10 protein-coding genes and 1 tRNA gene are annotated in these 12,030 nt (G+C 65.9%); 8 read left to right on the top strand and 3 right to left on the bottom strand.

The window, feature by feature from the left end; all coding sequences use genetic code 11:
- The first annotated feature begins 99 nt into the window (after positions 1–99).
- The 5 genes from H8M03_RS01095 to H8M03_RS01075 all read left to right on the top strand — a co-directional run bounded on the left by H8M03_RS01095 (position 100) and on the right by H8M03_RS01075 (position 4,039).
- A complete protein-coding gene (locus tag H8M03_RS01095; RefSeq protein ID WP_187479946.1) occupies positions 100–909 on the top strand; it encodes an energy transducer TonB in 810 nt (269 codons plus the stop codon).
- A gap of 435 nt (positions 910–1,344) precedes the next feature.
- On the top strand, positions 1,345–3,084 hold the full coding sequence (rpsA, locus tag H8M03_RS01090) for a 30S ribosomal protein S1 (RefSeq protein ID WP_187479945.1): 1,740 nt from the start codon (positions 1,345–1,347) through the stop codon (positions 3,082–3,084).
- 92 nt (positions 3,085–3,176) lie between these two features.
- Positions 3,177–3,473: an integration host factor subunit beta gene (locus H8M03_RS01085; protein WP_187479944.1), complete on the top strand. Its 297-nt coding sequence runs from the start codon at positions 3,177–3,179 to the stop codon at positions 3,471–3,473.
- A 34-nt stretch (positions 3,474–3,507) separates the two neighbouring features.
- Positions 3,508–3,594 (top strand) — tRNA-Leu (locus H8M03_RS01080).
- Positions 3,595–3,799: 205 nt separating this feature from the next.
- Positions 3,800–4,039, top strand: coding sequence for a hypothetical protein (locus H8M03_RS01075; RefSeq protein WP_187479943.1), 240 nt, complete (start codon positions 3,800–3,802; stop codon positions 4,037–4,039).
- 16 nt (positions 4,040–4,055) lie between these two features.
- Here the strand turns inward: H8M03_RS01075 and H8M03_RS01070 are convergent, their stop codons facing one another.
- Positions 4,056–5,369 (bottom strand): MFS transporter, encoded by a 1,314-nt coding sequence (locus H8M03_RS01070; RefSeq protein WP_187479942.1) that lies wholly within the window; start codon positions 5,367–5,369, stop codon positions 4,056–4,058.
- Between the two features lie 93 nt (positions 5,370–5,462).
- Between H8M03_RS01070 and pgsA the strand changes: the two genes are divergently transcribed.
- The 3 genes from pgsA (at position 5,463) to H8M03_RS01055 (ending at position 10,234) form a co-directional block, all read left to right on the top strand.
- Positions 5,463–6,032, top strand: coding sequence for a CDP-diacylglycerol--glycerol-3-phosphate 3-phosphatidyltransferase (pgsA, locus tag H8M03_RS01065; RefSeq protein ID WP_187479941.1), 570 nt, complete (start codon positions 5,463–5,465; stop codon positions 6,030–6,032).
- A gap of 117 nt (positions 6,033–6,149) precedes the next feature.
- Positions 6,150–8,381, top strand: a complete 2,232-nt coding sequence (gene katG / locus H8M03_RS01060; RefSeq protein ID WP_187479940.1) for a catalase/peroxidase HPI — start codon at positions 6,150–6,152, stop codon at positions 8,379–8,381.
- A 137-nt stretch (positions 8,382–8,518) separates the two neighbouring features.
- Positions 8,519–10,234, top strand: a complete 1,716-nt coding sequence (locus H8M03_RS01055) for an amidohydrolase family protein (RefSeq protein WP_187479939.1) — start codon at positions 8,519–8,521, stop codon at positions 10,232–10,234.
- 6 nt (positions 10,235–10,240) lie between these two features.
- Here the strand turns inward: H8M03_RS01055 and H8M03_RS01050 are convergent, their stop codons facing one another.
- The gene (locus H8M03_RS01050; RefSeq protein WP_187479938.1) at positions 10,241–11,173 is read right to left on the bottom strand and encodes a hydrogen peroxide-inducible genes activator; all 933 of its coding nucleotides are present in this window, start codon (positions 11,171–11,173) and stop codon (positions 10,241–10,243) included.
- Positions 11,174–11,247: 74 nt separating this feature from the next.
- Positions 11,248–12,027 (bottom strand): sulfite exporter TauE/SafE family protein, encoded by a 780-nt coding sequence (locus H8M03_RS01045; protein WP_187479937.1) that lies wholly within the window; start codon positions 12,025–12,027, stop codon positions 11,248–11,250.
- Positions 12,028–12,030: the final 3 nt, after the last annotated feature.

Genomic DNA, 12,030 nt, shown 5'->3' with positions numbered 1-12,030 from the left:
GCGATACGCGTGACGCGGGGTCTTCGGACCCCGCACTTGCGCGGCTGCGTAACGCCGCGCACGATACCCCTGCTCGGGAAGGTTTGAGAGGAAGTGCCCGTGCCGAGCCTGTTCGTATCCCTGATGCTCGCCGCCGCGGCGAGCCAGCCGACCCCCGCCCAAGGCGACCTCCAAGGCCTGTTCACGCCTGATGACTATCCCGCCATCGCTCTTGAGAACGAGGAGGGAGGCCGGGTCCGGGTACGATTGGTGATCGCCCCGTCCGGCTTTGTGGAATCCTGCAAGGTCATCGAATCGTCGGGATCGACATCGCTCGACGAACAAACCTGCGCCGTCATCCGGGCACGGGCGCAATTTAGCCCGGCGAAAGACGCCAAGGGCCGGCCGATCAAGGACACCTACCTTCAGACCATCACTTGGAGGGTCGGCGAAGACCTGGTTCCGCCCGCGCCCCGCAACGCCTGGACGACACGGACGACGCTGAGCCTTACTGGCGAAGGAAAGATGGTCGATTGCGACGTTGCCGCGACGGGCTTCGACATCGGCGAAGGGCCCTGCAAGGCCGCGACCATGCTAATGGAGGCCATGAACATGGCTGCTCCTGCTGGTCACGCGGTGGCGGCCAGCGTCACCGACATCCATTTCTATCCGGTTGCGCCAACGGCCGCTCCTAAAGCGCCGAGGATCCAGGATGCGACGCTCGAAGTGCGGCAGGTCAGCCGGGTGGTGATCAACGGCAATGGCCGCGTGACCGAGTGCGAGGGTGTCGAGTTCTCCCGCGACATTCCCGAACAGATGGACGCCTGTACGCTGGTGGAAACGACGCGTTTCCAGCGGTCACCCGGGGCGGCCGAACTGACGGCCACCATGGTGGTCACGGTTTACAGTCGCAAGCGCACCGTCAGCTAAGGCTTCCGGCGCACGGCCCAGACGAGGGCGGACAGACTGCTGATCAGCGCGGCAAGCGCGACCAGCATGACGGGATCGATGACTAGCATTACCGAGCGACTCCAAAGCCGCATTGTTCCCTATTTGTTCCCTAGGCGCAATAGGATTTCTCCTATTCCCTGTGCCTTGCCCTGTGCGCCACTCTGCAATATAGGGCGCGCCGTCCGGCGGAGGGTATCCGCCGATGCCCGTCAATTGGCGAGCGCGTGGGTGCGGGAGGCTCTCCCGCGGCCTGACGCGCCTGTTTGCATTGGCGGTGGCATCGGTTCCGCCGTCCGGACGCCGCCACGGGATGTGCCCGGGGCGGCAGTCAATGCAACCAGGTCCGCATGTGAAGACCAGCCATGGTGGCGGTCACGCGGCAGGCCCGATTGAAGTTAGAGAGATACTCTTTTTATGGCCACAACGGCATTTCCGACCCGCGACGAGTTCGCGGCCCTCCTTAACGAAAGCCTCGGCGGCGAAGACGAGAGCTTCGAGGGCAAGGTCGTCAAGGGCAAAGTCACCGGCATCGAAAACGACATGGCCGTCATCGACGTCGGCCTGAAGTCCGAAGGGCGCGTCGCGCTGCGCGAATTCGCCGCCCCGGGCCAGAAGGCCGAGCTGAACGTCGGCGACGAAGTCGAAGTCTATGTCGACCGGGTCGAGAACGCCAATGGCGAAGCGATGCTGTCGCGCGACCGCGCGCGCCGCGAAGCCGCGTGGGACAAGCTCGAGAAGGAGCATGAAGCCGGCAACCGCGTCGAAGGCGTGATCTTCGGCCGCGTGAAGGGCGGTTTTACCGTCGACCTTGGCGGCGCCGTCGCCTTCCTGCCCGGCAGCCAGGTCGATATCCGCCCGGTCCGCGACGTCGGCCCGCTGATGGACATGGCGCAGCCGTTCCAGATCCTGAAGATGGACCGCCGCCGCGGCAACATCGTCGTGTCGCGCCGCGCCATCCTGGAAGAGCATCGCGCGGAACAGCGCAGCGGCCTCATTCAGTCGCTGACCGAGGGCCAGGTGGTCGACGGCGTGGTCAAGAACATCACCGATTACGGTGCGTTCGTCGACCTCGGCGGCATCGACGGCCTGCTTCACGTCACCGACATCAGCTACAAGCGGGTCAACCACCCGTCGGAAGTGCTGAACATCGGCGACACGGTGAAGGTGCAGATCATCCGCATCAACCGCGAGACGCAGCGCATCAGCCTTGGCATGAAGCAGCTGGAATCCGATCCGTGGGAAGGCGCCGGCGCCAAGTATCCGATCGACGGCACGTTCCAGGGCCGGGTCACGAACATCACCGAGTATGGCGCGTTCGTCGAGCTTGAGCCTGGCATCGAAGGCCTCGTCCACGTGTCCGAGATGAGCTGGACCAAGAAGAACGTCCACCCGGGCAAGATCGTCAGCACTTCGCAGGAAGTCGAAGTGAAGGTGCTCGAGGTCGACGAGGAAAAGCGGCGCATCTCGCTGGGCCTCAAGCAGGCGCAGGCCAATCCGTGGGCCGAATTCGCCGACAAGCATCCGGTCGGCACGCAGGTCGAAGGCGAAGTCAAGAATTCGACCGAGTTCGGCCTATTCATCGGCCTTCCCGGCGACGTCGACGGCATGGTCCACATGTCGGACATCGCGTGGGGCGTGTCGGGCGAGGAAGCGCTGGCGCTTCATCACAAGGGCGAGACGGTCAAGGCCGTCGTGCTCGACGTCGATGTCGAAAAGGAGCGCATCAGCCTTGGCATGAAGCAGCTTGAGCGTGGCGGCGTCGGCGGCGGAACCGCCACGACGTCGGGCGCCGGCGGCGTCAAGAAGGGCGATGTCGTCACCGTCGAGGTGATGGACGTCAAGGACGGCGGCCTGGACGTACAGGTCACCGAGGGCGGAGTTACCGGCTTCGTCAAGCGGACCGACCTTGGCCGCGACCGCGACGAGCAGCGTCCCGACCGCTTCCAGGTCGGCCAGAAGTTCGACGCCATGGTCAGCGGCTTCGACCGGTCCAAGAAGCCGAACTTCTCGATCAAGGCGATGCAGATCGCCGAAGAGAAGCAGGCGGTCGCCCAATACGGCTCGTCCGACAGCGGCGCGTCGCTTGGCGACATCCTTGGCCAGGCGCTGAAGGAAGCCGAGTCCAAGAAGACGACCAAGACCAAGAAGAAGTAATGTTTAGCGGGGCTTGCGCGGTCGGGAGTTTCCTGACAGCGTGAGCCCCGGCCCTTCGCTCGGAGGGCATGCTGAATCGCGGAGAACTCGCCATGATCCGTTCCGAACTGGTCCAGAAGCTGTGCCAGGATTTTCCCGACCTTACCCAGCGTGAGGTGGAGAATGTCGTGGGCGCCTTCTTCGATTCCGTCACCGACCAGCTGGCCCATGGCGGCCGTGTCGAGCTGCGCGGTTTCGGCGCCTTTTCCACGCGCGGCCGCGATGCCCGGGTCGGCCGCAACCCGCGCACTGGAGAATCGGTCGAGGTTGACGCCAAGCGCGTGCCCTATTTCAAGCCGGGCAAGGAAATGCGCGAGCGGTTAAACCTCAAGGAAGTCACCGCGGAATAGTCCCGGCCGCCTACCGTCGCCGGGACGCGCACAAGCGGACGTGGCGGAACGGTAGACGCTGGGGACTTAAAATCCTCTTCCCGTAACGGGAGTGTGGGTTCGATTCCCACCGTCCGCACCAGCGCGCCGACCGTCGGAGGATGGTCCAGCGCCGCATTTGACGCGCGCTGAGCCGCGCTGGACTGTATCGCCGCCCATTTTTCCTAACCATGCCGCCTGCGATCGCGCGGGCGCTCCCCTGTGCGCGCGTCCCATAACGGCACGCTTTGGAGCCACATCCGAACATGGCCGTTGAGAATGGTTAAATGCGTATTAACATCTCGCCCATGACGAGCCCGCTCGAAGCCACTGTCCGCAGGGGCTTTGCCAAGCGCAGACGCAATCCGGCCCACCACGCGGTCCGGCTGCACCCACCCCGCTTCGGACGGTCGCGCAGCCGCTTGCTTGCCGCGCAACCGGTCGAGCCGGCGATCGAGCGGAAAGGCTGGGGGCTGTCCGACGACGCCCGGCTGTACGCCCAGACCTTCGCAGCGGGGTTCCTGTTCGTGTCGATCCTGATCGGCTGACCCGCCGGGGCCGGCGCTAGTCGCAGGCCTGGTGCAATTTCCAGCCGAGCCAGGCCGCGACCACGCTGGCCACGGCGACGAGGATCAGGGTTTCAGCCACCGAGACGCCCAGGAAGATCAGGCCGGCGAGCAGGACCGTCGCGGCGACCATTGCGCCCGAATTGACGATGTTGTTGGCCGCGACCGTGCGCGCCGTTTCCGACTTGGGCACGGTGGTCGTCAGGAAGGCGTAAAGCGGCACCACGAACATGCCGCCGGCAACTGCCACGCCGAACAGGTCGAGCACCACGGCCCAGCCGCGGGCGTCCGACAGGAATTGGCGCATCCCCACCAGTTCGCCCTGCGGCGTCGCCCAGTTGTAGCTGAGCAGATAGAGGATCAGCACGAACGCGCCCATCATCAGCGCGGAGGCGGGCGCGAAACGCGCCGCCACCTGCCCCGCCAGCAAGCGATTGATCGCCACCGAGCCGACCGCCACTCCGACCGAGAAAACGGCCAGGAACAGCGTCGCGACGCTCTGGTCCGCGCCGAACACGTTTTTCACCAGCGGCGGGAATTGCGCGGCCAGCACCGCGCCCATCGCCCAGAAGAAGCTGATCGAGAGGATCGCCAGGAACAGCCGCGGAATGTGCAGCGTGCCGCTGACCAGGGTGATCGACGCGCGCACGATGTGCCAGTCCATGCCGCGCTTGGGATAGCCCGGGATTTCTGCTTCGTCCGCCGGGCGGGCTGCGGGCACCAGGCCGCCCGCGATCCGGCCGACCAGAGCCACGACGATGACGGCGACTGCCGCCAGCTCCGCGTGGTAGGTGCCATCGCCGCGTTCGATCACCAGCAGGCCGCCGAGGATCGTGCCGCCGAGAATGGCGATATATGTCCCCGCTTCGACCAGCCCGGTGCCGCCAAGCACCTCGCCCGGTTCCAGATGCTGGGGCAGGATGGCGTATTTGATCGGGCCGAAGAAGGTCGAGTGGATGCCCATCGCGGTCAGTGCGACCAGCAGCAGCGGGATGCTGTGCAGGTACAGTCCGGCCGCGCCGAACAGCATGATCAGGATTTCCGCCGTTTTCACCAGCCGGATAATCCGCGCCTTGTCATGGGCGTCGGCCAGCTGCCCCGCCAGCGCGGAGAGGAGGAAGAACGGCAGGATGAACAGCCCGCCGGCAATCGCGCTGAACGCGGCTTCCTGTTCGGCGTCGCGGTAGATGCCGTAGATCACCAGCAGCACCATCGAAGTGCGAAACAGATTGTCGTTGAACGCGCCCAGGAACTGGGTCGTGAAGAGTGGCAGGAATCGCCGGGTCTTCAGAAGGTGCAGCGAGTCCTGCATGGAGCGACGGGCTTAGCGGGTTTGCCGGTGACGGCAAGCCGATGTTGCGACCACCCTTTTGTCGGGCGCACAGTTTCAATATGGGCGCATGACATGCTGACGGTCCCGAACCTCCTTACCCTGTCGCGAATCTTCGCGGTCCCGATCCTCGTCTTCCTGCTGTGGAAGCCCGCGCCGCTCGATTATCTGATCACCTTCGTGCTTTATTGCGTGGTCGGGGCGACAGATTATTTCGACGGCTATCTGGCCCGCTCCCAAGGGCAGATTTCGAAGCTTGGCCAATTTCTCGACCCCATTGCCGACAAGATCATGGTGGCGGCGGTGCTGGTCATGCTGATGGCGTCGCGGCGCGCGGACGGCGATCCGCCGGTCATCGAGGACTGGACCGTCATCCCCGCGCTGATCATCCTGCTGCGCGAAATCATCGTGTCGGGCCTGCGCGAATTTCTGGCCGACCTGCGCGTGTCGATCCCGGTCAGCCACCTGGCCAAGTGGAAAACCACGTTCCAGCTGGTCGCGCTGGGCGCGCTGATCCTGGCCGGCGGGATTCCGGAAATGGCTTGGATCCACCTGGTCGGCATCGTCAGCCTGTGGGCGGCGGCGGCGATGACGATGATCACCGGATACGATTACCTGCGCATCGGCCTGCGGCACATGGACTGAGCCGCGCCTGCGCTGATCGATTTTCCAGCTATCACTGACCAACTTAACTCGTTTCCTTCGATCAGTGCGGCGCTCTAGGCTGCACCTGACGAATTCATATCCAGGAGAATAGAGTCGATGGACGCGAAGACCGGCGAGATGGGCGGCTGCCCAATGGGAAATGGCGGCAAGGACGGCGGCGTGCGCGCGCTGCTTGGCCGCACCAACAAGGATTGGTGGCCGGAAATGCTGGCGACCGAAATCCTCAATCCCAACGGCCCGACCAACCCGATGGGCGACGATTTCGACTATGCCGAGGCGTTCAACGAACTCGACTATCAGGCGCTGAAGGCCGACCTGACCGCGCTGATGACCGACAGCCAGCCGTGGTGGCCGGCCGATTACGGGCATTACGGCCCCTTCTTCATCCGCATGGCGTGGCACGCGGCCGGCACCTATCGCACCGCCGACGGCCGCGGCGGCGCCAATAGCGGGCAGCAGCGCTTCGCCCCGCTCGACAGCTGGCCGGACAACGGCAACCTCGACAAGGCCCGCCGCCTGCTGTGGCCGATCAAGCAGAAGTACGGGAAGCACATCAGCTGGGCCGACCTGTTCATCCTGACCGGCAACGTCGCCATCGAATCGATGGGCGGGCCGGTGTTCGGTTTCGGCGGCGGCCGCGCCGACGTGTTCGAACCCGAGCGCGACATCTACTGGGGTTCGGAAGACAAGTGGGTCAACGAGGGCGTCCAGACCCGCATCAGCCCCGAACATGGCATGGAAATGCTCGAAGGGCCGCTGGCGGCGATCCAGATGGGCCTGATCTACGTCAATCCCGAAGGTCCGGGCGGCAATCCAGACCCGGTGCAGTCGGCGCGCGACATGAAGGCGACGTTCGAGCGCATGGCGATGAACCATGAGGAAACCGTCGCGCTCACCGCCGGCGGCCACACCTTTGGCAAGGCCCATGGCAACGGCGATCCGTCGACCCTTGGCGGCGCGCCGTCGGCGGGCGAACTGTCCGCGCAGGGCTTTGGCTGGGTCAGCGGCGAAGAGCATGGCGGCATTGGCGAGCATACCGTCACCAGCGGTATCGAGGGATCGTGGGTGAATACCCCGACCGAGTGGAGCGCCAACTATTTCCGGCTCCTCCTCGACTATGAATATGAACTGGTAAAGTCGCCGGCCGGCGCCCAGCAGTGGCAGCCGATCAACCAGAAGGAAGAAGACATGGCCCCGGCGGCCTGGGACCCGTCCAAAAAAGTCCCGACGATGATGACGACCGCCGACATGGCGTTGAAGGCCGACCCCGAATTCCGCAAGATTTCGGAGAAATTCCGCGACGACCACGAAGCGTTCAAGGATGCTTTTGCCCGCGCCTGGTTCAAGCTGACCCATCGCGACATGGGGCCCAAGATTCGCTACCTCGGCCCGGACGTCCCGGACGAAGACCTGATCTGGCAGGATCCGATCCCGGCCGGCACCAAGCCGTCCGACGCCGACGTCGCGGCGGTGAAGGCGAAGATCGCCGACAGCGGCCTGACCGTCAGCCAACTTGTCAAGACGGCCTGGGCGTCGGCTTCCACCTATCGCAAGTCGGACCATCGCGGCGGCGCCAACGGCGCACGCGTGCGCCTGGCCCCGCAAAAGGACTGGGACGTCAACGAGCCCGAGAACCTGAAAAAGGTCATCGACACGCTTGACGGCTTGCGCGGCAACCTCAGCCTGGCCGACGCCATCGTGCTGGGCGGCGTGGTCGCGCTGGAAAAGGCCGGCGCGGGCGACGTGCCGTTCATCGGCGGCCGCGGCGACGCGACCGAGGAGCAGACCGACGCCGAGAGCTTCGCGGTGATGGAGCCGGAAGCCGACGCCTTCCGCAACTATGTCGGCAAGAAGAAGCTCAGCGTGAAGACCGAGGAAATGATGCTCGACCGGGCATCGCTGCTGGGTCTGTCGGTGCCGGAAATGGTCGTCCTGATCGGCGGCCTGCGCGTGCTTGGCGCCAACCACGGCGAGCGCGGCCATGGCCATTTGACCAAGCGGTCGGGCCAGCTGACCAACGACTTCTTCGTCAACCTGTATGACATGACCAACGTGTGGAAGTCCGCGGAAGGCAGCGGCGACGAGGAGTTCATCGCCACCGATCGCGCCGAGGGGCATGAGAAGTGGCGCGCGACCCGCGCCGACCTTATCTTCGGGTCCAACGCCGAGCTTCGCGCGGTCGGCGAAGTCTATGCCGAAAAGGGCGGCCAGGAGAAGTTCGTGAAGGACTTCGTCAACGCGTGGACAAAGGTCATGAACGCCGACCGGTTCGACCTGCCCAAGGGCGGCACCGATGCGAGCACCCCGCCGACCCGTACCTATGCCTGAATGACGGCGGTCCCGGTGCCAAGCCGGGACCGTTCGACATTGCTGGCCGGCGACGGCTTTGATATTTCCGCTTCCGCAGCAGCAGGGGGCGGCATGTGAACTTGCGAATTGTGCCCGCATTGGGCGTTGCCTTGTCCGTGGCGAGCCCGGCGTGGGGCCAGGACATGGTCCTGAGCGGTGCAACCCTGGTCAATCCGGCCGACGGATCACAGCAGCGCGACAGCGTAATCGTCGTCCGCGACGGCCGGATCGAGACAGTCGGTACCGCTGCACGTAACCGACTGCCCAAAGACCTTCCGGTCGTCGACGCCAAGGGCAAGTGGGTGGTGCCCGGCTATGTCGATGCACACGTCCACTTCTTCCAGTCCGGCGGGCTGTACGCGCGGCCCGACGGGTTCGATTTGCAGGCGGTCCGGCCGTACCAGCAGGAAGTCAGCGCGACCCGCGCCGACGTTCCGGATACCTTCGCGCGTTACCTGGCGAGCGGCATTACCGCGGTCGCGGACGTCGGCGGCCCGATGGAGAATTTCGCCATTCGGGCGCAGGCCGAGGGCAACGACCGGGCGCCGCGCGTCGCGGTCGCAGGGCCGCTGATTTCTACCCGCAAGCCAGCGGTGCTCGGCGAGGCCGCCGACCCGCCGATCATTGCCGCGAAGACCGCCGAGGAGGCGCGCGCACTGGTCCGCGCCCAGACGGCGAAGCGGCCCGACTTCGTCAAGATCTGGTTCCTCGTGCAGCCCGACGAGACGGCGGCGCAGCACCTGCCAGTGGTCAGCGCGGCCATCGACGAGGCGCATAAGGCCGGCGTCCGCGTGGCGGTTCACGCAACCGAACTGGAAACGGCGCGGGCCGCGGTCGTCGCGGGCGCCGATATCCTGGTCCACGGGGTCGAGGACAAGCCGGTCGACGACGCCTTCCTGGCGCTGCTGAAGCGGCGCGGTACGCTCTATTCGACGACGCTTGACGTCTATGACGGCTACATGCGCACCCTCACCCGGCGGCACGCGTTCACGGCGCAGGAATATGCGCTTGGCGACCCGGAGGTGATGGGCACGCTGCTCGAGGTTGCGGCCATGCCCGACACGCCCGCGACGAAGCCCCTCCGGGCCCTTGCGGGCAAGCCCATTCCCGACGAGCCGCGACGCACGCTGCAGGCCAATCTGAAGCGCGTGAGGGACGCCGGCATCCCGATCGTCACCGGCACCGACGCGGGGAATGTCGGGACGCTGCCGGGGCCGTCCATCTACCGCGAGTTCGCGCGCATGGCCGAAGCCGGCCTGACCCCGCGTGAAATCCTGTTCAGCACGACCGCCGGCGGCGCGCGGCTGATGGGCTGGCAGGATCGGATCGGCACCATCGCGCCGGGCAAGCTGGCCGACATGGTGGTGCTTGACGCCGACCCGCTGGCCGACAGTGCGAACCTCAGCCGGATCGCGATGGTCATCAAGGGCGGCAAGGCGTGGCGCCAGCACGAGCTGGTGCCGCAAAGCGCGGCTGAAGTCGTGCAGCGGCAGGTCAACGCCTATAATTCCCACGACATCGACGCCTTCCTGGCGACCTATGCGCCTGACGCCCGGATCATGGATTTCCCCGCCAAGCCGCAGATGCAGGGGCGCGACATGATGCGCAAAGTCTATTCGGACATGTTCACGCGCTTGCCCGCGCTTCGCGTTTCCATTCCGCGCCGGTCCGTCATCGGCAACATGGTGATCGACGAGGAAGTGTTGAGCGGCATGCCCGGAATGGACGGCGAGCGCGCGGTCGCCATCTACGAGGTCGATGGCGGACTGATCCGGAACGTCACCTTCATCACTCCCCCGCCTCCGGCCAAGGACGCCGCCGCCAAGCCGTGAGCGGGTCTACGCCGCGCCGGTGTCGACGGTCCCTGCGGCCTTGCCGATTCCCCGGCGAAGCGCCGCGGCGAGCAGCCTGTATTCGCCCTCGCGGTGGCTCGACTTGCGCCAGATGAGCGCGATCCGGCGAAAGCCGCTGTTCGAGCGCAGCGGCCTGGCCTCGATCGCGGTGCGATCGAGGATCCCGGCGTCGATCGCCATTTCCGGCACGAAGGTCAGTCCGAGCCCGTTGTCGACCATCTGCACCAGCGTGTGCAGCGACGTGCCCATCATCGCCGTCTGCGCGCGCATTTCCGGCCGGTTGCAGGCGGACAGCGCATGGTCCTTCAGGCAGTGGCCGTCTTCCAGCATCAGCAGCCGCGTCTCGTCGATCTCGTCGGCCCGAACCGTGCCCGCGCCGGGGGCTTCGCCCTGCGGGAAGGCGACGAACAGGCGATCGTCGAACAACGGCGCGCTTTCGACGTCGCCGCAGGCATAGGGCAGCGCGAGAAGGACGCAGTCGAGCTGGCCGCGATGCAGCGCTTCACACGCGGCCTGGCTGGTTTCTTCGCGCAGGAACAGCTTGAGGCTGGGCCATTGGGCGCGCAGCTGCGGGAGCAAGGCGGGCAGCAGGAAGGGCGCGATGGTCGGGATCACCCCCATGCGCAGGTCGCCGTGCAGCGGCTTGCCTTCGGCGCGTGCAAGCTCCGCCAGCTCGTCGGCGGCGCGGATGACCCGGACCGCCTTGTCCGCGACCTTGTTGCCGAGCGCGGTGAAGCGGACCATCCGCCGGGTGCGTTCGACCAGCGTCACGCCAAGCGACGTTTCAAGCTCGCGCAGGCCTGCGGACAGCGTCGACTGGGTGACGAAGCAGGCTTCCGCGGCCTTGCCGAAATGGCCGTGTTCGCGCAGCGCGACCAGATATTGCAGCTGCTTCAACGTGGGCAAATGGACGCTCATCGGCGCGCATCTTTATCGGGAAAAGCAATCACGCGACCCGCCGTAATGGAGGCGGTCGATTTATGCCACTGCCGCTAACTCATCAGCAGGCGGATCGAGACGATCAGCAGGGTGATACCAAGCACCGGCCGGAGCACCGAGTCCGACGCACGGGCGGCAAGCAGGCTGCCGACGATCACGCCGGGGATGGAGCCGAGCAGGAGCGCGCCCATCAGCGCGAAGTCGACCGAGCCGATCCACCAATGGCCGAGCCCGGCGATCAGCGTCAGCGGGACAGCGTGGGCGATATCGCTGCCCGCGATGCGCGCGATCGGCAGTTTCGGATAGAGGATCAGCAACGCCGTGGTGCCGAGCGCCCCGGCCCCGACCGAAGTCAGCGACACGAGGACCCCGAGCAGCGCGCCGAGCGCAACCGTCCAGCGGGTGGCACGCCGGCTGTCCATCGCCTCGATATGTTCGCCGGCATATTTGAGGATCCAGGGGCGGACCAGCACGGCAATGGCGGTGAGCAGCAGCGCGCCGCCGAGCAGGAAGCTGAGGAAGCCCGGGCTCTTGTTCCCGGCAAAGCCGTAGCGGTGCATGAGGAGGAGCGTGATCATCGCCGCCGGGACGCTGCCAATGCCAAGGCTGAAGACGATCGGCCATTCGACCGTCCGCCCCTTGTGATGGACGGCCGTGCCGACGGTCTTCGTAACCGACGCGAACAGCAGGTCGGTGCCGACCGCGGTCGCCGGGTGGAAGCCGAACATCAGCACCAGCAGCGGCGTCATCAGCGAGCCGCCGCCGACCCCCGTCAGGCCAACCAGCACTCCGACCAGCAGGCCGGCGAGAGAATATAGCGGGTTATCGAGCAACCA

The organism is Sphingomonas sabuli, from assembly GCF_014352855.1.
GTDB lineage: Bacteria > Pseudomonadota > Alphaproteobacteria > Sphingomonadales > Sphingomonadaceae > Sphingomicrobium > Sphingomicrobium sabuli.
Note: the sequence above shows the minus strand (reverse complement) of the source record. Positions and strands in the feature narration are given on the sequence as shown.